This is a genomic window from Promicromonospora sp. Marseille-Q5078 (genome assembly GCF_050315395.1).
In the GTDB taxonomy this organism is placed as follows: domain Bacteria; phylum Actinomycetota; class Actinomycetes; order Actinomycetales; family Cellulomonadaceae; genus Isoptericola.
In genome coordinates this window covers 2,349,272-2,372,892 of record NZ_JBNPQG010000001.1, presented here as the reverse complement: position 1 = coordinate 2,372,892, position 23,621 = coordinate 2,349,272, and the positions used below count along the sequence as shown (strand labels likewise).

The window sequence follows — 23,621 nt, the reverse complement described above, 5'->3', positions numbered from 1 at the left end:
CGGTGGAACCCGACGAGGCGAGCGACGCGCCGATGGTGCCGGTGGAGGTCCTCGGGGTGCGTCAGCAGCAGCACGACCAGGAGATCGTCGTCCTGCTGCTCGACGCCGCCGCGAACCTCGCCGTGCCGATCGTGATCGGTGCGCGCGAGGCGTCGGCCATCGCGATGGCGCAGGCGGGCCTCGTGACGCCTCGTCCGATGACCCACGACCTGCTGCGCGACCTGCTCGGCGCCGTCGGAGTGGAGCTCGAGCGGGTCGAGATCGTCGCCCTCGACGGCGGCGTGTTCTTCGCGGAGCTCATCCTGTCGAACGGCACGCGGCTCGACTCGCGCGCCTCGGACGCGATCGCGTTGGCGGTGCGGACGAGCAGCCCCGTCCTGTGCTCCGCGGAGGTGGTGGCCGTGGCGGGCGTCGAGGTGGTGGACGTCGAGCAGCAGCGCGAGGTCGAGAAGTTCCGCGACTTCCTCGACCACGCGACGGCCGCGGACTTCACCGCGCCGGGCGGGCCGGCCGAGCCCGGGGCTCCGCCGAACGGGGGAGACCGGCCGGACGACGCGCCTCCCTGACGTCGCGACACCCGGGGCGCCACGCCGACGACGACCCTCAACCTCGGGTTGACGGTCAGACTCGGCTACCGTAGGCACCGAACCTTCAAGTCGTGGTCGAAAGTTGAGCATCCGGCGTGAGGGCCCGTCCGGGGCGGGGCGGCGCGACACGCGGTCCCGCTCGGGGCCGACGTCGTTGACGACCCCCGGGGGGCGTCCTAGCGTGGAGTCCGACACCAGGAGGCACAGTGAACAGCAGCGGTGAGGCCAGCGTCCCCACGGGTGCGTCGATGCCGCAGGGCGCTCAGGGGCTCCTCTTCGGCGAGGACCTCACAGAGCAGGACTCCGCCACCGGGTACCGCGGCACCACGGCGTGCCGGGTCGCAGGGATCACGTATCGCCAGCTCGACTACTGGGCGCGGACCGGGCTCGTGGAGCCGTCGATCCGCCCCGCGACCGGGTCGGGCACGCACCGTCTGTACAGCTTCCGCGACATCCTCGTGCTCAAGGTCGTCAAGCGGCTCCTGGACACCGGCGTCTCCCTGCACCAGATCCGCAGCGCGGTCACGCACCTGCGCGAGCGCGGCGTGGACGACCTCGCGCAGATCACGCTCATGAGCGACGGCGCGTCCGTGTACGAGTGCACGTCCCCCGACGAGGTCGTCGACCTCGTGCAGGGCGGGCAGGGCGTCTTCGGCATCGCCGTGGGACGCGTGTGGCGCGACATCGAGGGCACGCTGTCCTCGATGCCGACCGAGTCGCTCGAGGACGAGGAGCCGGCGCCGCACGAGGGCGACGAGCTGGCCGCCCGCCGCGCCGCACGCACCGCCGGCTGACCGGCCCCTCCCGGTCCTCCGGCGCCCGCCAGGGCCTCAGAGGCAGGACCTCAGAGGAGGGGGCGCAGGGGAGCCATCAGCCGCTCGGCCACCTTCGACAGCGGGTGCCGGTGGTTCCACTCGTCCTGGGTGAGCTCGCGGGAGTTCGACTCGTCCATCCGGAAGGCCGCCTCGAGCTGTGCGGCGAGCCCGTCGTCGACGACCTCGAGGTTGATCTCGTAGTTGCCCGTGAGGCTCAGGCGGTCGATGTTGGCCGTGCCGACCGTGGTCCAGCGGCCGTCGATCGTCGCGGTCTTCGCGTGGATCATGGCGCCCTGGTAGAGGAAGATCCGCACGCCTCCGCGCAGCAGAGTCGCGTAGTGCCCGCGGGCCAGCCAGTCGGCCACCACGTGGTTCGAGCGCTCCGGCACGAGCACGCGGACGTCCACCCCGCGGGCGGCCGCGGCGAGCAGGCCCGCCTGGATGTCCTCGTCCGGGATGAAGTACGCCTGCGTGATGTAGATGTGGGAGCAGGCCCGGTCGATCGCGTCGAGGTAGATCCCGCGGATCGGGAAGACGAGCTCGGACGGCGCGTTCCGGGCCGCCCGCAGCCGCGGGAGCCACAGCGGCGACCCGACGTCCTGGAGGACGGGCTGCCGCGGGCCGCGCCAGCGGTTCCAGAAGTCCACGAACGCGTTGCGCAGCTCCCAGGCCGACGGCCCGGTCAGTCGCAGGTGGGTGTCGCGCCACTGCGTGGCGTACAGGGAGCCGATGTTGTACCCGCCCACGAACGCGACCTCGTCGTCGACCACGAGAATCTTGCGGTGGTCCCGGCCCGAGCGGCGCACGTCCAGCATGAGCAGACCCGGCCGCATCGCCGGGAACCGCAGCACGTGCACGCCGGGCATGTCGTAGAAGCGCCGCGAGATCACGAGGTTGGCGAAGCCGTCGTACACGACGTGCACCGACACCCCGCGTGCCGCCGCCTCCGTGAGCGCCTGCTTGAAGTCCTGACCGACCTCGTCGTCCTTCCAGATGTACGTCTCGAGGAAGATCTCCCGCCGCGCGCTGCGGATCGACTCGAGCATCGCCGCGTAGAGGTCCGCGCCGTAGGTGTACAGCGTCGCGGTGGTGTCCTCGACCTCGGTCGAGGACGGCGGCGACGTCGGGAAGGGCTCGTCCAGCGGGTACTGGTGGCGGCGGAACCGCTCGAGACCCATCACGGTCGCGGCCGCGACCACCGGCACCGCGGCGGCGAGGACGGCTCCCCGGGTCGCGTAGCGGCGCAGCGCGGGCCAGTCGACCTGGACTCGGACGGGCTTGCGGGGGCGTGAGAAGCGGAGCAGCACGGGCCTCACGCTATCGACGCGGCGGGGGTGGCGCGCGCCGAACTGTCGGGTACGTCGGTGATGTCACCCGGCGGGGGGTGGCTCGGCCTCGCTCGGCACGGCTCCGACCGACTCGGGCCCGGTCGCCGTCGCGGTCGTGAGGCCGACCGACAGCGGGTGGGACCGGATGGCCGCGGCGAGCTCACCCTCGATGCGGTCCAGGTACACCCCCGTGGTGGCGATCGACCGGTGTCCGAGGAGCTCGGCCACGACCTTGACGTCCCATCCCTCGGCCACCAGCAGGGTGGCGGTCGTGTGCCGCAGGGCGTGCGGCGTGGCGGGCCGACGGTAGGTCGAGGGCATCCGTTCGACGGCGCGCGCGAGGAGGGCGCGCACGGTCTGGGTGTCGACCCGGCGGCCGCGCCAGGTGAGCAGGAGGGCGCGCCGGGCGTCGGGGTCGTCGGCCCGCCGGGCGGCAAGCTTCGGCCGGAGCTCGCGCAGGTACTCCTCCAGGGCGGACGCGAGCGGCGGCGAGAGCGTCACCGTGCGGATCGAGCCGCCCTTGCCCACGATCCGCCAGCGCGTCTCCTCGGGCTCGCGCGCGAAGTCGGCGACGTCGGCGCGGGCGAGCTCCGAGACCCGCGGGCCGAGGACGAGGAGCAGCGCGACGACGAGCCGGTCGCGCAGGGCGAGCGCCTGGTCGGCGCGCGGGGTGCGCCCCGAGCGTGCGACGGGGGCCGGCAGGTCGGGCGCCGCCGCCGACGCCTGCAGCAGGGCGCCGGCGGCGGACGCGGAGAGCGCGGTGCGCTCGACACGCAGGCGGTCGCGGGAACGCGCGGGCGGGGCGGCCCACTGCATCGGGTCCGCCTGAACCCAGCACTGGCGTGCGGCGTGGGCGAAGAACCGGCTGACGGACTGCCGGAACCGGTTCACCGTGGCGATCGACCTGCCGGGGCCGCCCTTGCGCTCGGGGTCGCTGTACCGCAGGTCCGGGCTGGCCTGGTAGCGCACGAGCGCGTCGTCGACGTCGTCGCCCGTCACGTCGTCCAGGACACGGTCCGCGCCCACGAGGCCGGCGAACTCCCGCACGTCGCGCTCGTAGCTGCGGGCGGTGGTGGGGGAGAGGACCCCACGCACGCTCTCCACCCGGACCGCGGCCAGGTACCGGTCGACCGCGGTCGCGACGGCGACGCGGTCCAGCCGGGGCGGGGCGACCATCTCTTCCTCCAGCGCGTCGTCCCGTGGTGCGGCGGGCTCTCTGCGCGCCGATGACCTGCAGCGACGCCCACCGCACGGCCCGCGCCCAGGCTAGGCGGCAGCACCGACACGACCGCGGCGCTCGCGGGCACATGGTCCGACCGCGCGACCGCGCGCTGGGGTCAGCCGTCGAAGAGCGTGGGGTGCTCGAGGTGGACGCCCTCGGCCTCGAGCATGCGCAGCTTGGTGCGTCGCCCGCCCCGCGCGGAGAAGCCTCCGACCTGGCGGCCGGCGGCGAGCACGCGGTGGCACGGGACGATCGGCGGGAACGGGTTGCGCCCGAGCGCCTGACCGACCGCCTGCGCCGCGCCGGGGGCGCCGAGCCGTGCCGCGACGTCCCCGTAGGTGAGCGTCGCGCCGGGGGCGATGGCGCGCACGACCTCGTACACCCGCCGGTCGAACTCCGGGACGGTCCCGAGGTCCAGCTCGACGCCGGAGAGGTCCGCCGTGCCGGTCTCCAGCAGCGTCGTGATGCCCGTGACCGCCGTCGCCACCGCGCCGTCAGGGAGTGCGTCGCGGGCCGACGGGTACCACCGGGCGAGAGCGTCGCGGGTCTGGTCCGCGGACCCGTGGGGTAGGGCGGCGCCCACGATCGCTCCCGACTCGCGCCACACGACGGCGCAGTGACCGATCGTCGTGGGGAAGACGTGGGAGGCGAGCCCGTCACGGGGAGTGGCCATGCGGCCCACCGTAGGCCCCGGGGCTGACATCCAGCCGTGCGTCATCCAGCTGTGCGCCGGGGAGCGGAGCGAGCTCCGGACGCCCACCTCCGCGAGACCACTGTGTTGTGTCATACACAATGGTTTGAGTCGTATGTCCGAATCATCCTACCGCGGGCCGCCGGGCAGGGCGAGTGCCATGTTGGCCGCCGACCTGCCTCGGGCCGAGATCGGCCGACGCCGCCTCTGGGCTGCAGTACCTCGGGGCCGCGATGCGGGCGATCGCCGGTCCGTGCCGGGGGACCGCCGGGCGGCGCCGGGGCGGCCATCGAGCCGCTGGTGCCGGACGTGCGCCCGGAGCATGCGGCGTGGCGACGCCGGCGACCGGTGACCGTCGCGTCCTGACGGCCGGCTCAGGACGCATTCAGCGCGAGCTGCATTCCGAACGGCGCGACGCGCGAACGTTCGGCCGGCGCGGCCTGCTCGGGCGGCGCGGCCGCCGTGAGCCGCCCGCGGTGCGGCGTTCTCGGCCGATAGCGCGTCCAGGGAGGAGCGCCGACGTGGACCCGTGGAGTGCAAGCGACGTGACAGACGATTCCGCGAGCAGGAACGCGCCCCGGGGAGAGGGCCTCAGGGCCCGATCTCTCACGTAATGACATAATGTGCATTATCGGCTGGGCGTGCTGGTTGCTGCTGAGCCGCTCGGCAGGGCCGATTCTCAGGTTCATCGGCCTCACAGCGGCGTGCTGCCCCCGGGTGGCGGCAACGGCCCGACGCCCTTGCGTGACCACACGACCCGAGCCCCGGGCTCCGGCCACTCCGGCGGCACGTACGCGCGACCTTCCCGGCGTGCGCGCCGTGCTGCGGTCCGCCTGCGACGAGCCGCCCGCAGCCTCGCGACGATCCTCACGCCCGCCACCTCATCGCTTTCGCGATGCGGAACTGAGGTGCTCCACTGCCCGTCCGCGCCTCGGCGACCTCATCGGCCCGGCCGAGCGCGCCAGTGGCCGGTGACCGGGCGGCCGGCGCGCTCGTGGGGCGGCACCCAGGTGGCGGAGGCGGGACCGGCGTCCTCTCCCCCGCGCTGCGACCGGCCGAGCGCCCGCACGACGTCGGCGGAGCGGGCCGCGGCACGGTCCACGAACCGCTCCGCGACGTCGTCCCCGACGTGGTCGCGCTCGCCGGCCGCGGCCTCACGCACGGCGTCGGGCCAGGCATCGGCGTACGCGGCGGCGGTCTCCAGGAGCCAGCCCGCGTCGACGCCGAGCTCGCCCGCGGCGCGTTCGACGTGGCGGGCCCCGAGCGCGCGCAGCCGGTACTCGCCGCCGAGCTTCATGGCGAGCCGCGCCTTGTAGCGGACCTCGTCGGCGGGCCACAGCAGCGCGGCGCTGACCAGGTCGTACAGCGGCGCCAGCACGGTACGCGCGCCCACGTGCAGCAGCGCGAGGTTCTTGGCGTGCGCGTCCGTGCCGGCGGCCACCCAGTTGAGGACCACGGCGCGCGCGAGGTCGTCCCGGGATCGGGCGAGGTCGCGCCGGTCGACGGCGCGCGCGACCACGGACGCGACGTCCCGCACGCCCGGGCCGCCGTCGGACTCGTACTTGGCCGAGCGCCAGAGACCGAGCGCCTGGCACATGTCCTCCTGGTGCAGCCGCCGAGCGCCGCCGTCCGCTGCGGGCAGGCGGTCGAACCGCTCGACCACGACGGCGCCCTGGTCCTCGAACCAGGCGGTCTCGACCCCCGCGACCGGCAGCCCCAGGGATCGCGCCGCGCGCATGGTGACGAGCTCGGCCGCCGCCGAGTCGGCGACGCCGTCGACGCCGATCTTGAAGATGTGGGTGCTGGCGCCGCGGCCGGTGGGCTGGTGCCAGGTGCCGTCGGCGCCGCGGGCGAGCGCGAACTTGCCCTGCTGCCCGCCCAAGGAGAACCTCCCGCCGTGCTGCTCGAACGCCCACGAGCTGTCGTCCGCGCGCAGCTCGCGCAGGTGGGCGGCGATCTCCGCCTCGCCGAGGGCGCGGCTCCCGGCGCCGTCCCGGGGCTCCTCGCCCTCGGGCACCACCTGCACGGCGCCCGCGCAGTCGGCGCCCATGTGTCGCAGCAGGTTGAACGCCGTCGGGCGCCGCTCGTCGAACTGCGCGGCCCAGCGGGCGCGCACGGTGTCGTTGTCGGGCAGCAGGTTGTCGATCCAGGGCATCGTCACGTCCGCGCTGTGCTCGGTGACGTGCCGGGGCATGCTCACCGACAGGGACGGCGCAGAACGGAGTCCCTGGTAGGACGCCGTGTACGCGAACGAGACGTCGCCGCCGCGGGCGCGGTGCAGGGTCCCCGCGCGGGCGCCGTCCAGCCAGACGTCCAGCCGGTCAGCCACGCGCCCGTCCCAGCACCGTCTCGAGGGCGTCGTCCGGCTCGTCGGGCACGACGTCGACGACCAGGTCGACGGCCCGGAGCGCGTCCAGGACGAGGTCGAGCCGCGCCGTGGGCGCGCCGGCCTCGGCGGCGATGATCCACTGTCGGGACACGTCGACCGCGGCGGCGAGCTGGGCCTGCGTCATCCCCTTGTCCTTGCGCGCGCGGCGCAGCATCGAGCCGAGCTGCTCGGCGTTCGCGACGATCACGGCACTCCTCCCCCGCCGGCCTGTCGCCCCCGCGACGGAATGTCAACGAGCGACGACATCGGGCGTGATGTCAACGCTAAGTAACATTCGGGGGTATGTCAACGATCGCTGACATCGGGGTGGTCGGCACCGGGGTGCCGCTCTCCCCCGCCGCCGAGCCGCTCGAAGCTCGCGAGGGGCCCGGCGCACCGCGAGGTTCTGCGCCAGCGACGTCAGGCGCCTTCGCGGCGGAGTAGTCCTCGTCCCCGAAGGCCTGCAGGCCGTTCATGGAGCCGACCGGCACGATCGCGCCGCCGCGGGGCAGGTGGGGCGCGGCAGCGCGCACGCAGCGCGCGGGGCCGGCGGGGTCGAGGTCCGCGACGACCACGGAGGCGCCCTCGGCCTGCGGGCGGCGCACGGTGGCCGCGCCGATCCCGTGCGCGCCGCCGGTCACCAGCGCCGCGCGACCCTCGAACCGTGCTGTCACGATCTCCTCCTGGGACGGGGCAGCTGACGTCGGCGTCAGAGCGTGAGCCGGTAGTAGTTCTCCTCGCCGTACCGCTCGAACCCCGCCTTGCGCAGGACCCGCGCGGACGTGCTGACGCGGCCCTTGACCAGGGCCAGGGACGCTCCCGCGTCGCGGGCGAGGCGCAGCCGCTCGGCGAGCACCGCCAGGTAGGCGCCGCGTCCGCGACGGTCGGGCAGGGTGCCCGCGCCCCACAGCCGGGCGACCGTTCCCAGCTCGGCGTGCGGCGCGGGGGCGAGCGTGACGCCTGCGGTCGCGACGGGCTCGCCGTCCAGGTAGGCCACGACACGCATCTCCGGGCTCGGGTCGGCCAGCAGCGTCCGCGCGGACTCGGCGAGGCGGTCGTCGTCCATCGGCTGCTGGTCCCACACGAGCGTGTCGACGCGGTCGGCATCGCGCAGGCCGTCGACGTCCTCGACGCGCCGCACGACGAGTCGGCCGTGCTCGCCGGGCCGCCCGACGTCGTCCAGGGGCCGGGCCAGCACGTCCACCGTGTCCTCGAGGCGGGCGCCGCGCGCGAGCAGCTCCGCGGTCGGGTCCGGGGTGCTGCCCGCCGAGACCCACACCCCGAGGGTGTCGCTCCCCCACGCCCGCGCGCGGTCGACCGACTCCCGCAGCACCTCGGCCGCCGGGCGCTCGGACGCCAGCCCGGTCAGCACGACGCGACCCTGTGCCCAGGCGGGCCAGCGGGTGAGCGTGACGTCGGTCGTGACGGACTCGGCGTCCGGCGGCACCCACGACCACTCGGCGGCGGCGTGCAGCACGGTGCGCGGGTCCCAGGCGACGGTCATGACCGCAACCTAACGAACCTGCCGTGCTGCGCGGGGGCGGCGCGCAGCACAGCGCGCAGCACGACAGGCGGCCGGTCAGAGACCGGCGGCCAGGGCCCGCACGACGTCGCCCGCGGGACCGGTCGGCGCGCTGCGGTGCCCCGTGCCCGCCCACAGGTGCAGGCGGTCGGCGTCCCCGGCGGCCGCGGCCGCGCGCCGCAGCCCGCGGGTCAGGTGGTGCACCTGCGGGTAGCCGACCGGGGCCGCGCCGTCGTGCCGGCGGGCGAAGCCGTTGCGCAGCGCCCGCGCGGGGCGGCCGGTGAAGGCGCGGGTGACGATCGTGCCGTCGCCGGCGCTGCCACCGAACCGCGGGTCGACGAGGGCGTCGCGGTGGGTGGCCGAGGCGCCGGACTCGTCGGTGCGCAGCAGGAGGGTCCCCACGGCGACCGCCTGCGCACCTGCGTGCAGCAGCCGGGCCGCCGACCGGCTGCCGTCCACTCCCCCGGCGGCGACCAGCGGCAGGGGCGTGCGCGCGGCGACCGCGGCGACGACGTCGGCGGTCGCGTCGTCCCCCACGGCGCGCGCCGGGTCCCACGTGCCGCTGTGGCCGCCCGCGCGCGGGCCCTGCACCACGAGCCCGTCCGCCCCGAGGTCCTGGGCGGCCGCCGCCTCCTCGGGCGTGGTCACGGTGACGAGGACGACCGACCCGGCGGCACGGAGCGACGCGACGTCGTCCGCCGGCGGGGCGCCGAAGGTGAACGACACCACCGGGACCGGGTCGCGGCGCAGGAGGTCGACCTTGGCGGCCCAGGCGTCGTCGTCGGACACCGGGACCGGGCCGAGCGGCACGCCGAGCGCCGCCGCGTCGGGCGCGATTCGACGGGCGTAGGCCGCGAGCGCCGCGGGGTCGACGGTGGGCGCGCCGGGGGGTGCGGGGACGAAGAGGTTGACGCCGAAGGGGCGTCCGTGGCGGCGGGCGAGGCGGATCTGCTCGGCGAGCGCGTCGGGGGCCTGGTAGCCGCCGGCGAGGAACGCGAAGGCGCCTGCGTCGGTGGTGGCGGCGAGGAGGTCGACGGTGGTGGCGCCGCCGGCCATGGGGGCGGCGACGATCGGGAGGGCGGTGTCGAGGAGGCGGGTGGCCATGGGGTGATGCTGCCACCCGCGGTGGGTGCGGTCCTGTGCCCGCACGGGTCCGGGGACGGGGCGGGACGGGTGGCGTGCGGCATAGGGTCCGGTCATGACCCGGACGGATGTCTCTCGGTTGACGCTGGCGCGGCTGGTCTCGCACGTGCGCGGGGCGGGTGACGGCGTGCTGTCGACGCGGGGGCCGGACGGCGGGCCGCAGGCGGCGTACCTGGCGCTGGCGGTGACGGACGAGGGCGAGTTCGTGCTGGATGCGCGGGCGGGGTCGCGCAAGGTGCTGAACGTGGGGCGCGACGACCGGGTGGCCGTGGTCGTGGGCGGCCGGGAGGGGACGACGCTGCAGGCGGAGGGCGTGGCGGACGTCCCGGCGGGGGTGGACCGTGCCCGGTGCGTGGACGCGTGCCGGGCGGCGTTCCCGCAGTTCGCGGGGTCGTTGTCCGACCCGGGGATCGTGGTGCTGCGGGTGCGGGTGGAGTGGGCGCGGTGGGGGGACTTCCGGGTCTCTCCCCCGGTGCTGGAGGAGGCCTCGGGCGGCGTGCGTGCCTGAGGCGGCCAGGCTCGTGCGGCTGGACGGCCCGGAGGGTGTGCGGGGTGTCCCCCGCGTCCCCACGGGGACGGGTGCGCTGGTGCTCGCCGGGTCGAGCGGGAGGGTGGACGAGGGGCGGGTGCGGCTGCTGGCGGAGCACGGTGTCCTGGCGGAGTCGGTCCGGTGGTTCGGCGGCCCGGGGCAGCACGCCGGGCCATGGGAGATCCCGGTGGAGACCTTCGTGCGTCGGGTCGAGGCGCTCGCGGAGCGCTGCGACCGGGTGGCGGTGGTGGGGACGTCGTTCGGCGCGGAGGCCGCCCTGGTGACGGCGGCGGTCTCGCCGCGCGTGGACGTCGTGGCGGCGTTCGCGCCGTCGGACGTGGTGTGGGCGGGGGTGGCCCCGGACGGTCGACAGACGTCGCACTGGACGCTCGGCGGTGAGCCGCTGCCGTTCGTGCCGTTCCTTGCGGGGTGGGTGCCGCCGGACGACCCGCCCGCGTTCCGGGAGCTGTACCGGCGGTCGCGGGAGGCGGACCCGCGACGTGCGGCTGCGGCTGCGGTCCCGGTGGAGCGCATCGCCGAGGTGCTGTTGGTCGCGGGCGGTGACGACCAGGTGTGGCCGGCGGTGTCGCACGCGGAGGCGATCGTGCGTCGCCGGGAGGAGCACGGGCTGACGACGACGCTCGTCACGGACCCGTCGGCGGGGCATCGGGTGCCCCTGCCGGGCGAGCCTCCGGTGGCGGCGGGGATGTCCATGCGCCGCGGCGGGACGCCGGCCGCGGACCGGGACCTGGGTGTCGCGGCGTGGGACGCGCTGTGCGCGGTGCTGCGGGTCCCGCGCGGCGGCACGCGGTGACGGGCCGCCGCCCGGGAGGCCGAGCGGTCGTCAGCGCCAGCCGAGGGCGGGCGCCACGTGCTGGACGACGTTTTCGATGACGTGCGCGTTGTACTCGACGCCGAGCTGGTTGGGCACGGTGAGCAGCAGGGTGTCGGCGGCGGCGACGGCCTCGTCGCCGGCGAGGTCGGTGACGACGTCGTCGATCTCCCCGGCGTAGGTCTTGCCGAACCGGGCGCGCACGCCCTCGAGCACGCCGACCTGGTCGGTGCTGAGGGCCTCCGCGCCGAAGTAGGCGCGGTCGCGGTCGTCGGTGATCGGGAAGATGCTGCGGGACACGGACACACGCGGCTCCCAGGCGTGCCCCGCGGCAGCCCAGGCGTCGCGGAAGCGCTGGATCTGCTCGGCCTGCAGCTGGTGGAACGGCACGCCGGTGTCCTCGGTGAGGAGGGTGGAGCTCATGAGGTTCATCCCCTGGGCGGCGGCCTGCTCGGCGGTGGCGCGGGAGCCGGCGCCCCACCAGATGCGCTCGCGCAGCCCCGCGGAGTAGGGCTCGACGCGCAGGGGCCCGGGCGGGTTGGGGAACATGGGGCGCGGGTTCGGTTCGGCGAACCCCTCGCCGTCGAGGACCTCGAGGAGGCGTGCGGTGTGGCGGCGTGCCATGTCGGCGTCGGACTCCCCCGGCCGGGGGTCGTGCCCGAAGTGGCGGAACCCGTCGATCACCTGCTCGGGTGACCCGCGGCTGATGCCGAGCTGCAGCCGCCCGCCGGCGATGAGGTCGGCCGCGCCGGCGTCCTCGGCCATGTACAGGGGGTTCTCGTAGCGCATGTCGATGACGGCGGTGCCGATCTCGATCCGGCGGGTGCGCGCGCCCACGGCGGCGAGCAGCGGGAACGGTGAGGCGAGCTGCCGGGCGAAGTGGTGCACGCGGAAGTAGGCGCCGTCCGCCCCGAGCTCCTCGGCCGCGACGGCGAGGTCGACGGACTGCAGGAGGGCGTCCGACGCGGAGCGGGTGGCGGACTGCGGGTGCGGCGTCCAGTGGCCGAAGGAGAGGAATCCGAGGCGTTTCACGGGGGCGTCAACCTCCTGCGGGTCGTGGTCCTTCCCGGGGCGTCCTTCCCGATCCTCGCCGCGCGGGACGCCGTTCGCGCGGCGGGTCGAATGCCCGTGCCCGCGGGGGTCCGCGCGCCTAGCCTGGGCGCATGACCCTCGCTCACGACGTCGCCGGTGATCCCGGCGCGCCCTCCGTCCTGCTCGTCCACGCCGGGGTGGCCGACCGCCGCATGTGGGACGCCGTCGCGCCCGCCCTCGCGCACACGTTCCGCGTGATCCGCCCGGACCTGCGCGGCTTCGGGGACTCCCCGCTGCCGGTGGGCGACGCGGAGGGGTATACGAACGCCGGCGACCTGGCGGGTCTCCTCGACGAGCTCGGGGTCGCCGACGCCGCGGTGGTGGGGGCGTCGTTCGGCGGCGAGGTCGCGCTGGAGCTCGCCGGCGCCCACCCGGGGCGCGTGCGCGAGCTGGTGCTGCTGTGCCCGGCCGCGCCCGGGGTGCCCGGCACGGCGGTGTCGGACACGTTCGACGCCGAGGAGGGCCGCCTCCTGGCGGTGGGCGACGTCGAGGGGGCCGTGCGGCTCAACGTGTCGACCTGGCTCGGCCCGGACGCCGACGACGCCGCGGCCGCGGCGCTCGCGGCCATGCAGCGGCGCGCGTTCGAGGTGCAGCTGGCGGCGGACGAGGCCGCGAGCGCCGCCGGCCTGCCGGAGCCGGGTCCCGCGGAGGTCGAGGTGGACCTGGCGGGGGTCCACGTCCCGACGTTCGTCGTGGAGGGGGCGCACGACATGGACTTCCTGCGGGCGTGCGCCCGGCACGTGGCGGCGTCGGTGCCGGGGGCGGAGCTGTCCCTGCTGGAGTGGGCGGGGCACCTGCCGGTGCTGGAGCGCCCGGACGCGATCCTGACCTTGCTGCTCGACGTGCTGCGCGACGACCCGACGGTGCACGCTCCCTGACGTGCGCGGCTACCTGCGCGAAACATGCGCGCGCGAGGATGCGGCGGTGAGGATCGCCCCCGAGTCGCCGGACCGCGCGGACGTGCGGGCGCTGCTGGCCGAGCACCTGGCCGACATGCACGCCACCTCTCCCGCGGAGTCGGTGCACGCGCTCGACGTGACCGCGCTGCTGGCGCCGTCGGTCACCTTCCTGACGGCGCGCGACGACGAGGGCGTGCTGCTCGGCTGCGGTGCGCTGAGCGAGCTGGTCCCCGCGATCGGCACAGTCGGCACAGTCGGCATGGGAGGCGGACCCGTCGGCGGGGGCGTGGGGCACGGCGAGGTGAAGTCGATGCGCACCGCCCCGGCCGCGCGCGGCCGGGGGGTGGCCGCCGCGGTGCTCGGGCGGCTCGTGGACCTGGCCCGGGAGCGCGGGTACGCGCGGGTCAGCCTGGAGACCGGGCCGCAGGAGTTCTTCGCGCCCGCGCGCCGCCTGTACGCCCGCCACGGGTTCGTGCCGTGCGGCCCGTTCGGCGCCTACCGCCCCGACCCGTTCAGCGTGTTCCTGACCCTCGACCTGACGGCACGGCCGGCGGCGCTCGACGAGGTCGGGGCGGCCGCGAGCGCCGAGGTGGGCGTCGGTGGAGGCGGAGGCGCGGTGGTCGAGGCGGGTGTCGGTGGAGGCGGAGGCGCGGTGGTCGAGGCGGGTGTCGGCCCCCGCGCCTAGCCTCGCGGGATGAGCGACGCCCCGGGCACCACGGACACCACGACGGCAACCGCGAGGATGACCGCGAGCACGACGCCGGACGGGCCGGCGCCCCTGCTGGAGCGCCGGTTCGCCTGGCGGGACCGCGAGGTCGCCTGGACGGCGTTCGGGTCCGGCCCTCCGCTCGTCTTCTGCCACGGCACGCCCTGGTCGTCCTGGCTGTGGGAGCCGTACGCGCGCGCCCTGGCGGCCGAGTTCACCGTGCACCTGTGGGACATGCCCGGCTACGGCGCGTCGTCGAAGGACCCCGCGCACGCCGTCGACCTGGGCGTGCAGGGCGAGCTGTTCGCCGCCCTGCTGGAGCACTGGGGCCCGGCCTGGGAGGAGGTCGCGCCCCACGTCGTCGCGCACGACTACGGCGGGGCGGTCAGCCTGCGCGCCGCCCTGCTGCACGGTGCCCGGTACGCGTCCCTGTGCCTCGTGGACGTGGTCGCGCTGCGCCCGTGGGGGTCGCCGTACTTCGCGCTGGTGCGCGAGCACGCGGACGTCTTCGCGAGCACGCCCGCCGCGGTGCACCGGGGCGCGCTCGAGGCCTACGTGCGCACGGCCGCGCACCGCCCGCTGAGCGACGCCCACCTGGACGCCCTCGTCGCCCCCTGGACGGGCGAGCCGGGCCAGGGGGCGTTCTACCGGCAGGTCGCCCAGGCCGACGAGCGGTACACCGCGGAGCTGGAGCCGCTTCTCGGCGCCCTCGACGTGCCCACCCGGGTGCTGTGGGGCGAGGAGGACACCTGGATCCCCGCGAACCGTGCGTCGCGCCTGGCCGCCGCGCTCCCCCGCGCCGAGGCCCGGCTGCTGCCGGGCGCCGGCCACCTGGTGCAGCTCGACGCGCCGGTCGCGCTCGCCGTCGAGCTGCACCGCTGGCTGTCCGGGGAGCACGCCACGGCATGACGCAGGCGGCGCTGTGGTGAAGTGCTCGCGGTGCGGCCGGTCAGTACCAGCCCGCCCGCGCGTGCTGGAAGATCAGGTTGGTCTCGGTGAGCGCCACGTCGGGGTCCGTGGACAGGTGCTCGATGACGAACTCGTTCAGTGCGTCGGAGTCGGCCGCGGCCACGTGCACGAAGAAGTCGTGGGCGCCGCCGAGCAGGAAGACGTTCAGCACGCCGGGCAGCTCGGCCAGCCGCTGCAGGTAGGTGCTGAGCCGGGTCCGCGCCGCGCCCCGCATCTGCACGGCGATCATCGCCTGCAGCGGGTGCCCGGCCCGGCCCGGGTCGACGTCCGCGTGGAACCCGCGGATCACGCCCCGCTCCCGCAGCTGCCGCACCCGCGTCAGGCACGTCGAGGGGGCGATGCCCGCCCGCGCGGCCAGCGCGTTGTTCGGGATCCGCGCGTCCTCCGCGAGCGCCGCGAGCAGGCGCTGGTCGACGTCGTCCAGGGGGGCGGCGGGCTCGCTGCGCCGGTCCAGGCCCCACGACCCGGCCGGGCGAACATCCTTCGGCCGCGGCTGGCGCGCCCCGGGGGTTGCTGAGCCTCGTGTCGACATCTGGTCAATCTACCGAACGATCTGCGGAATCGTGGCGCCGTGCCGAATCGCTGCCTCAGACTTGGTGGTGAGCGGGATCACACCCCGCGGTCAACCTGCGGTCACCCCCACGGTCACGAGCCACGAAGGCGGACTCTCCCCATGCGCATCGGCGTCCCGAAGGAAGTCAAGAACCACGAGTACCGGGTGGCGATCACCCCGGCGGGCGTGCACGAGCTGGTCGGCCGCGGGCACGCGGTGAGCGTGCAGGCGGGCGCCGGGCTCGGCTCGGCCGTCACCGACGAGGAGTACCGGGCGGCGGGGGCGGACGTCGTCGAGGACCCCGACGAGGTGTGGGCCGGCGCGCAGACGGTGCTGAAGGTCAAGGAGCCGGTCGCCGAGGAGTACCACCGCCTGCGGCCCGGGCAGGTGCTGTTCACCTACCTGCACCTCGCGGCCGACAAGGCGCTCACCGAGGAGCTCCTCGCCCGCGATGTCACCGCCGTCGCCTACGAGACCGTGCAGGCCGCCGACGGGCACCTGCCCCTGCTCGCGCCCATGTCGGAGGTCGCGGGCCGGCTCGCCCCCCAGGTCGGCGCCGCGACGCTGCTGCGCGCCGCCGGCGGCCGCGGCGTGCTCCTCGGCGGAGTCCCCGGCGTCCCGGCGGGGCACGTCGTGATCGTGGGCGCGGGCGTCTCCGGGATGAACGCGGCGCGGATCGCCGTCGGCCTCGGCGCGCGCGTCACCCTCCTGGACACCAGCGCCGACGCGCTCAAGGCCGCCGACCGCGAGCTCGGCGGCCGGGTGCAGACCCTCGCCTCGAACCGGCTCACCCTGACGGAGGCGGTGCTGGAGGCCGACCTCGTGATCGGCGCCGTGCTCGTCCCCGGCGCGAAGGCGCCCGTCCTCGTGCCGAACGACGTCGTGGCGCGCATGCGTCCGGGCGCGGTCCTGGTCGACATCGCGATCGACCAGGGCGGGTGCTTCGAGGACTCCCGACCGACCACGCACGACGACCCGACGTTCCGCGTGCACGACACGGTCTTCTACTGCGTCGCGAACATGCCCGGCGCCGTGCCCCGCACCTCCACGTTCGCGCTGACCAACGTCACGCTGCCCTACGTCGTGGCGCTCGCGGACCACGGCTGGCGCGAGGCGCTGCGCCGCGACCCCGTGCTGGCCCGCGGGCTGAACGTGCACGACGGCCGCGTCACCAACCCGGGCGTGGCCGAGGCGCACTCGCGCGAGCACGTCGACGTCGCCGAGCTGCTGCTCTGACGGTCGGGGGCGTCGGGAGTCGTCAGCGGGTCCGCCCGGCGCGCGGCCGGGGCGGCAGCGGCACCCGGTCGAGGTCGGACGCGACGGTGAGGCCGCCGTCGAAGACCTCGCGCGCCTCGCGCTCGAACCCGTCGGGGAGCTCGTCGGGCACCCGGTAGCGCTGGGAGAAGTGCGTGAGCACCAGGTGGCGCACGCCCGCACGGGAGGCCACGACGGCGGCCTGCCGGCACGTCAGGTGCGCCCACCGCGCGGCGAGCTCGGCGTCCCGGTGCAGGAACGTCGACTCGACCACCAGCAGGTCGACGCCGTCGGCCAGCTCCAGGACGGCGTCGCACAGCCGGGTGTCCATGACGAACGCCACCGACTGACCCGGCCGGGGCGCGGACACCGCGTCCCGGCGCACGGTGCGCCCGTCCTCCAGGGTGACGACGCCGTCGCGCAGCAGCCGGCCGACCGTGGGCCCGGGCGGGACGCCGGCGGCCGCGAGCGCCGCCGGGTCGAGGGAGACGCCGTCGGGCTCGTCGAGGCGGTAGCCGACGGCGTCGACGCGGTGCTCCAGCGGGCGGGCCGTGAGCACGGGGGCGCCGGGGCCGGCGCCGCGCTCGCCGTCCACTCGGGGGAGCTCCACCTGCGGCACGGCGTCGCGACGGGCGTCGTCCCCCGCGGGGAACGCGACGGGCTGCAGCGTGACGCGCTCGTGGTGGTCGTACGCGCTGGCGTCCAGCAGGTGGCGCACCCAAGGCTCTCCCGAGGCGGGGAAGGAGATCGGCACGGTGTGCCGCACCCGGTCGCCGGACAGGCGCTGCGCGACGCCGGCCAGGCCGAGGGAGTGGTCGCCGTGCAGGTGGGTGATCGCGATGCGGGTCAGGTCCGTGGCGGACACGCCCGCCAGCGTCATCTGCCGCTGGGTGCCCTCGCCCGGGTCGAACAGGACGGTGGTGTCGTCGAAGAACAGCACGTACCCGTTGTGGCTGCGGGTGCGGGTGGGGACCATGCTGGCCGTGCCGAGCACGACGAGCTCGCGTCTCGACACCTGTCGACCCGTCTCAGCGGGCCAGGGCGCGCCCGACGACGCGCACGATGCCGGTGGTGACGTGCTGCACCGGGCGCCACAGGTCGCGGTCGAACACGGCGGTGCGGGTCGCGGGCCCGCGGCGCAGGCGGCCGGTGAGCCGCGGGGCGACGTCCGTCACCTTCGCGCCCGCGAGCACCGACGGCCGGTAGCGGGCTCCGGGGTCCCACCGCAGGTCGGGTCGCTCGCGGGCGTCGTCGTGCATGGGGTCATCGTGGCGTGACGGGCGGTGGCCCGCAAGGCCGCGGCGCAGACCCGCCACCGGTGCCGGCGCGTGCGGGTCAGGCGTCGGGGTAGCCCTGCGGGTTCGCGGACTGCCAGCGCCACGTGTCGGCGCACATGTCGTCGATCGTCTTCGTGGCGCGCCACCCGAGCTCGGTCTGCGCGCGCGTGGGGTCGGCCCAGAACGCGGGCAGGTCCCCGGCGCGGCGCGGCCCGACCTCGTAGGGCAGCTCGCGGCCGACGGCGCGCTCGAAGGCGTGCAGCATCTGCAGCACGGACGTGCCGGTGCCGGTGCCGAGGTTGAACGCGCGCACGGGCTCGGTCATGGCGTCCAGGTGCTGCAGCGCGGCGACGTGCCCGGCGGCGAGGTCCTCGACGTGCAGGTAGTCCCGCTCGCAGGTGCCGTCGGCGGTCGGGTAGTCGTCGCCGAACACGACGAGCTTGTCGCGCTTGCCGACCGCGACCTGCGCGAGGAACGGCATGAGGTTGTTGGGGATGCCCTGCGGGTCCTCGCCGATCCGCCCCGACGGGTGCGCGCCGACGGGGTTGAAGTAGCGCAGCAGCGCCACCTTGAGGCCGTCGCTGGCCGCGGCGACGTCGGACATGATCCGCTCGACCATGACCTTCGTCTGCCCGTACGGGGACGAGGACGACAGGTGCGCGTAGTCCTCCTGGTACGGCACGGGGGCGTGCTCCCCGTACACGGTGGCCGAGGAGGAGAAGACCAGGCGCGGCACGTGGTGGCGGCGCATCGCCTCCAGCAGCGCCAGCGTGGAGTCGAGGTTGTTCCGGTAGTACTCCAGCGGCTTGGCCACCGACTCGCCCACGGCCTTGAACCCGGCGAAGTGCACGACGGCGTCGAACTGCTCGTGCGCGAACAGCCGCTCGGTCTTCTCGGCGTCGGTCAGGTCGATCGCGTGCACCGGCACGTGCACCCCGGACAGGGACTCCAGCCGCCCCACGACGGTGGGCTTGCTGTTGGAGAAGTCGTCCACCACGACGACGTCGTGCCCGGAGGCGACGAGGGACAGGACGGTGTGGGAGCCGATGTACCCGGCGCCGCCGGAGACGAGAACGCGCATGGGCCCAGCCTAGGGTGTCCGGGCCCGTCGTCGGACGGGCGTCCGCACCCCGGGCCGGGCCCGTGCGCGTGCCGCTGCTGCAGGGAGCTCCAGCCGGTCAGCTGCCGCCGAGGAGCTCGGTGAAGCTCGGGGTGGCGGCGAACGGGTCGACCGGCCCGGCGTTCCGGCTGCGGTCGACGCGCAGCGCGAGCTCGCGGCCGGCGCGCCCGATGCGGCGGGGCAGCCCACCGTCGTCACGCCGCCCTGAGCCTGTCGAAGGGTCGGCGCTCGCGGCCCAGTCGTCGGTGGCGGCGAACACGCTGGTGGGCACGACGTCGGCGCGCAGGTAGGTGAACAGCGGCCGCATCGCGTACTCGAGCGCCAGGGAGTGGCGGGCGGTGCCGCCGGTGGCGCCGAGCAGCACGGGCATGCCGGTCAGCGAGTCGGGGTCCACCACGTCCCAGAAGGACTTGAACAGCCCGGAGTAGCTCGTGGTGAACACGGGCGACACCGCGATCAGGCCGTCGGCGCCGGTCACGTGCTCCAGGGCGCGCGCCAGGTCGCCGGTCGGGAACCGGGTGAGCATCGCGTCGACGACCGCGTGGGCCACGTCGCGCAGCTCGACCGTCTCCACCCGCACGGTGTGCCCGAGGTCCTCGAGCTCCCGCACGGTGGCGTCGGCCAGCCGGTCGGCCAGCAGCCGCGTGGACGACGGCTGCGACAGGCCCGCCGAGACGACGGCGAGCGTGCGGGTGGGGGTCTGGCCGGGGATGCCCGAGGGCCCCGAGGACATGGTCATGCGCGTGCCTCCTGCGATGCGGCGGGCTGGGTGCCCTCGGCAACGGTACCGGTGTACGGGTCCGAGGTGTCACCGACGTGGGTGGCGCCGGCCTCGCCCGCGGCGCGGGCGGCGGCGACACGCTCGGCGTGCGTCGGCGGGTTCAGCGGCACGTCCTCGGACGGCCGCTTGGCCTCGACGATCTTGCGCAGCTCGGGCACCACGTCCTCGGCGAGGAGGTCGATCTGCTCGAGCACCGTCTTCAGCGGCAGCCCCGCGTGGTCGAGCAGGAAGAGCTGGCGCTGGTAGTAGCCCACCTCGTCCACGAACGACGCGTACCGGTCGATGACCTGCTGCGGCGAGCCGACCGTCAGCGGCGTCTCGCGCGTGAAGTCCTCCATCGACGGGCCGTGCCCGTACACGGGCGCCTCGTCGAAGTAGGGCCGGAACTCGTTCCACGCGTCCTGCGAGCGCTTGCGCATGAACGCCTGCCCGCCGAGCCCCACGATCGCCTGGTCGGCGCGGCCGTGGCCGTAGTGCTCGAAGCGCTGCCGGTAGAAGCGCACCATCTGCCGCGTGTGGTGCATGGGCCAGAAGATGTTGTTGTGCAGGAAGCCGTCGCCGTAGAACGCGGCCTGCTCGGCGATCTCGGGGCTGCGGATCGAGCCGTGCCACACGAACGGGGGCACACCGTCCAGCGGGCGCGGGGTGGAGGTGAAGCCCTGCAGCGGGGTGCGGAACTTGCCCTCCCAGTCCACGACGTCCTCGGTCCACAGCCGCCGCAGCAGCGCGTAGTTCTCGACGGCGAGCGGGATGCCCTGGCGGATGTCCTGGCCGAACCACGGGTACACGGGGCCCGTGTTGCCGCGGCCCATCATGAGGTCCATGCGCCCCTCGGAGACGACCTGGAGCATCGCGTACTCCTCGGCCAGCCGCACCGGGTCGTTCGTCGTGATCAGCGTCGTCGCGGTCGACAGGGTGATGTTCTTGGTGACGCCCGCGAGGTAGCCGAGCATCGTGGTGGGCGAGGAGGCGACGAACGGCGGGTTGTGGTGCTCGCCGGTGGCGAAGACGTCGAGGCCGGCCTCGTCCGCGTGCCGCGCGATAGTGAGCATGTTGCGCACCCGCTCGGTGTCGTCCGGCGTACGGCCCGTCGTGGGGTCGGTGGTGACGTCGCTGACGGAGAAGATTCCGAACTGCACGGCTGCGCTCCCTGCTCGTGGACTCTCGTTGACGTGAAGCCTAGGTCCATGCGTTTGCATGTACATGCCGGTGAACCGCCGCACCCGCCCCGTTGTTCCCCGCCGCCCCCGTGCCACGCGTGACGTCGCGCACAAAGGGTGCCCGCAGGGCGGTCTCGAGTTGCGCACGGCGCGCCGACTGGCCAGCCTGAGGGGGCAACTCGTCACGTCCACCACCATCCTGCCCGGTCGCCTCCTGGCCACCGGCACCCGGGTGTGGACCGTGCTTCACGGGACCTTCACGGACCGCCGGAACAACCGCCGGTGGGGCCGCGTTGAAAACCCAGGCCCCTTCCCACCGACCCCCAGGAGGACGACATGCCCGACCGGTCCCTGCGCGGCATGAGCATCGGCAGCAAGAGCATGGAGTCCGACGAGGGCGTGGACTTCGCCCCCCGGTTCCAGGCGCACTACGACTGCCCCAACGGCCACACCATCATCCTGCCCTTCTCCACCGAGGCCGAGGTGCCGCCGGTGTGGGAGTGCCGGTGCGGCGAGGAGGCGCTCCTGCGCGACGCCGAGAAGCCCGAGCCGAAGGCCACGAAGCCGCAGCGCACCCACTGGGACATGCTGCTCGAGCGCCGCACCGTCTCCGAGCTCGAGGAGCTCCTGGACGAGCGCCTCGAGCTGCTGCGCGCCGGCAAGCTGCGCCGCAGCGCCTGAGCCAGACTCCACGTAGCTCGACATAGCTGCACATAGCTGCACGCACGAAGGGCGGGCACCCCACCGGGTGCCCGCCCTTCGTGCATGCGGCGCCGGAGCCGGCGGCGCCGACCGCCCAGCGGGTCAGGCGCCCTTCCGCAGCGCCCGCCGGGCCCGCCGCGCCCGGGCCGCCGTGACGACGCCGCCGGCCACGAGCACCACGGCGGCCGCCCCGACGGCCCAGCCCGGCCAGTAACCGGCCCGCACCGCCGGCGTCAGCTCCGTGCGCAGCGGCAGGTCCGCCACCAGGTGGTCCGGGGTGAACAGCTGCGTGCGCGCCACCAGCGTCCCGTCCGGCGCGACCACGCCGCTCACGCCCACCGTCGAGACCTGCACCGCCGCGCGCCCCGTCGTGATCGCCTGCATCCGCGTCATCGCGAGCTGCTGCGTCGACTCCGCCGTGTACCCGAACGAGGCGTTGTTCGTCGGCACCACGAGCACCTGCGCGCCCCGCTGCACCGCGTCGCGCACGATCTCGTCGTACGCCACCTCGAAGCAGATCACGGTGGCCATCGGCACCGTCGCGGGGCCCGTCCCGTGCCCGATCGCCGCACCGTCCACCGGCAGGTCGATCAGCGCCGGCTCCGTGCCAGGGATCATGTCGGTCGTGACCCGGTCCACCTGGGAGCTGAACAGCCGCACGAAGCCGCGGATCGGGATGTACTCGCCGAACGGCGCCGGGTGCTGCTTCGCGTACCGCTCGGTGACGCCCACGCCGGGCTCCCACAGCAGCGACACGTTGTAGCGGCCGCCCGTCTCCGGGAACTCCTGGGCGCCCACGAGGATGGGCGCGTCCACGGCCTGCGCCGCGTCGTCGATCGCCGCCGCCACGTCCGGCGTGGTCTGCGGGTCCAGGTCCGAGCCGTTCTCCGGCCACAGCACCACGTCCACCGCGTCGCCCGGGGCGTCGCCGAGGTCGCCCGACGCCTGCTCGTCCGCGATCGCGTACGTCCCCTGCAGGTGGTTGTTGAGCACCTCCGCCCGGTTGGCGAACGAGCCCTCCCCCGGCTCCGACACGTTGCCCTGCACCGCGCCCGCGCGCAGCACGCCCGCCTGCGCCGTCCCGGTCCCGGCGTCCACGACCGTGCCCCGGTGCCCCGGGTCGTTCGCGTCCGTCACCTCCCGGGTGCCCGCGTCGTGCGCCAGCGGCAGCAAGAGCGGCCCGAGGACCAGCGCCGCCGCCGCGACGACCATCGCCCCGGCGCTCGCGGACCCGCGGGCCCGATGCGCGGCGTCGCGCCAGTCCGTGCGCAGCACCCGGCCGACGGCGAGCGCGAGGAGCACGCCCGCGGCCGCGACGAGGAACGACACGAGCGTCGTGCCGCCCAGCCACGCGGCGCGCCCGGTGGGGGCGCCGGCGACCGTCCAGGCGAGCCGGCCCCACGGGAACCCGCCGAACGGGATCTCCGAGCGCCACTGCTCCACCGCGACGAACAGCACGGCGAACACCAGGCCCTGGGCGAGCGGGTGGCGGCGCACCCAGCCCCAGCGGCGCGCCCACGTCCACAGCGCGCCGAACCCCGCCAGGAACAGCGCCTCGAGGGACGCGAGCGCGATCCACGGCACCGTGTCCGTGGCGAAGTTGGCCCACCAGATGTGCGGCAGCCAGAACGTCACCCCGGCCACCAGGCCCACGAGGACGTTCCAGCCGGCCGCACGGCGGCCGTCGCGACGCAGGGCGGCGAACAGCAGCCCCACGGCGACGAACGCGAGCGGCCACGCGCCCACGTCGGGGAACGACGCCCACAGCGCCGCGCCCGCGGCGACGCCGAGCAGCAGCGTCGCCGGACGGCTCGTCCACCGGTGGGCCCACCGATCGGCCCACCGCGAGGCGGAGAAGCTGCCGGCGTCCGCGCCGGCGTCGCCCGCGGGCGCGCCGGGTGACGTCGCGCCGGTGGCCGTCGTGCGGCGGTCGGTGCGGCCGTCCGAGTCCGGGTCCGAGGGGCCGTCGAGAGGCGCCGAGCTCACGTGCAACACCCCCGCAGGGTACGTGACCGGAGACCGCCACCGGGCCGGGGGCTGCCCGCCTTCGAGCACGCGGTCGATCGCGGGA

General features: G+C 75.3%; 24 protein-coding genes and 1 pseudogene. 9 read left to right on the top strand and 16 right to left on the bottom strand.

Going from position 1 to position 23,621, the window contains the following annotated elements; translation table 11 throughout:
* Positions 1-32: 32 nt before the first annotated feature.
* Together ACQFYA_RS10990 and ACQFYA_RS10985 are read left to right on the top strand one after the other, a co-directional pair.
* Positions 33-566 carry a bifunctional nuclease family protein gene (locus ACQFYA_RS10990; RefSeq protein ID WP_499127502.1) on the top strand — a complete coding sequence of 178 codons (534 nt, stop codon included), beginning with the start codon at positions 33-35 and terminating at the stop codon, positions 564-566.
* Positions 567-793: 227 nt separating this feature from the next.
* Positions 794-1,381: a MerR family transcriptional regulator gene (locus ACQFYA_RS10985; RefSeq protein WP_499123997.1), complete on the top strand. Its 588-nt coding sequence runs from the start codon at positions 794-796 to the stop codon at positions 1,379-1,381.
* Between the two features lie 50 nt (positions 1,382-1,431).
* Here the strand turns inward: ACQFYA_RS10985 and ACQFYA_RS10980 are convergent, their stop codons facing one another.
* The 8 genes from ACQFYA_RS10980 to ACQFYA_RS10945 all read right to left on the bottom strand — a co-directional run bounded on the left by ACQFYA_RS10980 (position 1,432) and on the right by ACQFYA_RS10945 (position 9,637).
* Positions 1,432-2,709 (bottom strand): phospholipase D-like domain-containing protein, encoded by a 1,278-nt coding sequence (locus ACQFYA_RS10980; protein ID WP_499123995.1) that lies wholly within the window; start codon positions 2,707-2,709, stop codon positions 1,432-1,434.
* A gap of 63 nt (positions 2,710-2,772) precedes the next feature.
* Positions 2,773-3,906, bottom strand: coding sequence for a tyrosine-type recombinase/integrase (locus ACQFYA_RS10975; RefSeq protein WP_499123993.1), 1,134 nt, complete (start codon positions 3,904-3,906; stop codon positions 2,773-2,775).
* Positions 3,907-4,067: 161 nt separating this feature from the next.
* Positions 4,068-4,625, bottom strand: coding sequence for a methylated-DNA--[protein]-cysteine S-methyltransferase (locus ACQFYA_RS10970; protein WP_499123992.1), 558 nt, complete (start codon positions 4,623-4,625; stop codon positions 4,068-4,070).
* Positions 4,626-5,583: 958 nt separating this feature from the next.
* Positions 5,584-6,972 (bottom strand): type II toxin-antitoxin system HipA family toxin, encoded by a 1,389-nt coding sequence (locus ACQFYA_RS10965; protein WP_499123990.1) that lies wholly within the window; start codon positions 6,970-6,972, stop codon positions 5,584-5,586.
* Positions 6,965-7,219, bottom strand: coding sequence for a helix-turn-helix domain-containing protein (locus tag ACQFYA_RS10960; protein WP_499123987.1), 255 nt, complete (start codon positions 7,217-7,219; stop codon positions 6,965-6,967). The genes ACQFYA_RS10965 and ACQFYA_RS10960 overlap by 8 nt, the downstream gene beginning before the upstream one ends.
* Before the next feature lie 76 nt (positions 7,220-7,295).
* On the bottom strand, positions 7,296-7,685 hold the full coding sequence (locus ACQFYA_RS10955) for a hypothetical protein (RefSeq protein WP_499123985.1): 390 nt from the start codon (positions 7,683-7,685) through the stop codon (positions 7,296-7,298).
* A 35-nt stretch (positions 7,686-7,720) separates the two neighbouring features.
* The gene (locus tag ACQFYA_RS10950) at positions 7,721-8,515 is read right to left on the bottom strand and encodes a GNAT family N-acetyltransferase (RefSeq protein ID WP_499123983.1); all 795 of its coding nucleotides are present in this window, start codon (positions 8,513-8,515) and stop codon (positions 7,721-7,723) included.
* Positions 8,516-8,590: 75 nt separating this feature from the next.
* Entirely contained in the window at positions 8,591-9,637 is a 1,047-nt protein-coding gene (locus ACQFYA_RS10945; protein ID WP_499123981.1) for a nitronate monooxygenase, read from the bottom strand.
* Between the two features lie 94 nt (positions 9,638-9,731).
* On the opposite strand from ACQFYA_RS10945, the gene ACQFYA_RS10940 reads away from it, so the two are divergent.
* Positions 9,732-10,184: a pyridoxamine 5'-phosphate oxidase family protein gene (locus ACQFYA_RS10940; protein ID WP_499123977.1), complete on the top strand. Its 453-nt coding sequence runs from the start codon at positions 9,732-9,734 to the stop codon at positions 10,182-10,184.
* Entirely contained in the window at positions 10,177-11,019 is an 843-nt protein-coding gene (locus ACQFYA_RS10935) for an acyl-CoA thioester hydrolase/BAAT C-terminal domain-containing protein (protein WP_499123975.1), read from the top strand. The genes ACQFYA_RS10940 and ACQFYA_RS10935 overlap by 8 nt, the downstream gene beginning before the upstream one ends.
* 30 nt (positions 11,020-11,049) lie before the next feature.
* On the opposite strand, the gene ACQFYA_RS10930 is transcribed toward ACQFYA_RS10935, so the two are convergent.
* Positions 11,050-12,069, bottom strand: a complete 1,020-nt coding sequence (locus tag ACQFYA_RS10930; protein WP_499123973.1) for an LLM class flavin-dependent oxidoreductase — start codon at positions 12,067-12,069, stop codon at positions 11,050-11,052.
* A gap of 131 nt (positions 12,070-12,200) precedes the next feature.
* On the opposite strand from ACQFYA_RS10930, the gene ACQFYA_RS10925 reads away from it, so the two are divergent.
* The 3 genes and pseudogenes from ACQFYA_RS10925 (at position 12,201) to ACQFYA_RS10915 (ending at position 14,643) form a co-directional block, all read left to right on the top strand.
* Positions 12,201-13,007 carry an alpha/beta fold hydrolase gene (locus ACQFYA_RS10925; RefSeq protein WP_499123971.1) on the top strand — a complete coding sequence of 269 codons (807 nt, stop codon included), beginning with the start codon at positions 12,201-12,203 and terminating at the stop codon, positions 13,005-13,007.
* Positions 13,008-13,053: 46 nt separating this feature from the next.
* Positions 13,054-13,575: pseudogene (locus tag ACQFYA_RS10920) on the top strand (GNAT family N-acetyltransferase); the annotation flags it as partial.
* A 147-nt stretch (positions 13,576-13,722) separates the two neighbouring features.
* The gene (locus ACQFYA_RS10915; RefSeq protein WP_499123968.1) at positions 13,723-14,643 is read left to right on the top strand and encodes an alpha/beta fold hydrolase; all 921 of its coding nucleotides are present in this window, start codon (positions 13,723-13,725) and stop codon (positions 14,641-14,643) included.
* A 40-nt stretch (positions 14,644-14,683) separates the two neighbouring features.
* Here ACQFYA_RS10915 and ACQFYA_RS10910 read toward each other — a convergent pair whose 3' ends face one another.
* Positions 14,684-15,235 carry an Lrp/AsnC family transcriptional regulator gene (locus ACQFYA_RS10910; RefSeq protein WP_499123966.1) on the bottom strand — a complete coding sequence of 184 codons (552 nt, stop codon included), beginning with the start codon at positions 15,233-15,235 and terminating at the stop codon, positions 14,684-14,686.
* A 141-nt stretch (positions 15,236-15,376) separates the two neighbouring features.
* On the opposite strand from ACQFYA_RS10910, the gene ald reads away from it, so the two are divergent.
* Positions 15,377-16,492 carry an alanine dehydrogenase gene (ald, locus tag ACQFYA_RS10905; protein WP_499123964.1) on the top strand — a complete coding sequence of 372 codons (1,116 nt, stop codon included), beginning with the start codon at positions 15,377-15,379 and terminating at the stop codon, positions 16,490-16,492.
* A 22-nt stretch (positions 16,493-16,514) separates the two neighbouring features.
* On the opposite strand, the gene ACQFYA_RS10900 is transcribed toward ald, so the two are convergent.
* From ACQFYA_RS10900 to ACQFYA_RS10880, 5 genes are all read right to left on the bottom strand, one after another.
* A complete protein-coding gene (locus tag ACQFYA_RS10900; RefSeq protein WP_499123962.1) occupies positions 16,515-17,525 on the bottom strand; it encodes a ribonuclease Z in 1,011 nt (336 codons plus the stop codon).
* A 13-nt stretch (positions 17,526-17,538) separates the two neighbouring features.
* Positions 17,539-17,769, bottom strand: a complete 231-nt coding sequence (locus ACQFYA_RS10895) for a hypothetical protein (RefSeq protein WP_499123961.1) — start codon at positions 17,767-17,769, stop codon at positions 17,539-17,541.
* Positions 17,770-17,845: 76 nt separating this feature from the next.
* On the bottom strand, positions 17,846-18,868 hold the full coding sequence (gene galE / locus ACQFYA_RS10890) for a UDP-glucose 4-epimerase GalE (RefSeq protein ID WP_499123959.1): 1,023 nt from the start codon (positions 18,866-18,868) through the stop codon (positions 17,846-17,848).
* A gap of 97 nt (positions 18,869-18,965) precedes the next feature.
* Positions 18,966-19,646: an FMN reductase gene (locus ACQFYA_RS10885; protein ID WP_499123956.1), complete on the bottom strand. Its 681-nt coding sequence runs from the start codon at positions 19,644-19,646 to the stop codon at positions 18,966-18,968.
* A complete protein-coding gene (locus ACQFYA_RS10880; protein ID WP_499123953.1) occupies positions 19,643-20,827 on the bottom strand; it encodes an LLM class flavin-dependent oxidoreductase in 1,185 nt (394 codons plus the stop codon). The genes ACQFYA_RS10885 and ACQFYA_RS10880 overlap by 4 nt, the downstream gene beginning before the upstream one ends.
* 357 nt (positions 20,828-21,184) lie before the next feature.
* Here ACQFYA_RS10880 and ACQFYA_RS10875 point away from each other — a divergent pair, with 357 nt between their 5' ends.
* On the top strand, positions 21,185-21,529 hold the full coding sequence (locus ACQFYA_RS10875; RefSeq protein WP_225566476.1) for an RNA polymerase-binding protein RbpA: 345 nt from the start codon (positions 21,185-21,187) through the stop codon (positions 21,527-21,529).
* Between the two features lie 123 nt (positions 21,530-21,652).
* Here the strand turns inward: ACQFYA_RS10875 and lnt are convergent, their stop codons facing one another.
* Entirely contained in the window at positions 21,653-23,536 is a 1,884-nt protein-coding gene (gene lnt, locus ACQFYA_RS10870) for an apolipoprotein N-acyltransferase (RefSeq protein ID WP_499123950.1), read from the bottom strand.
* Between the last annotated feature and the right edge of the window lie 85 nt (positions 23,537-23,621).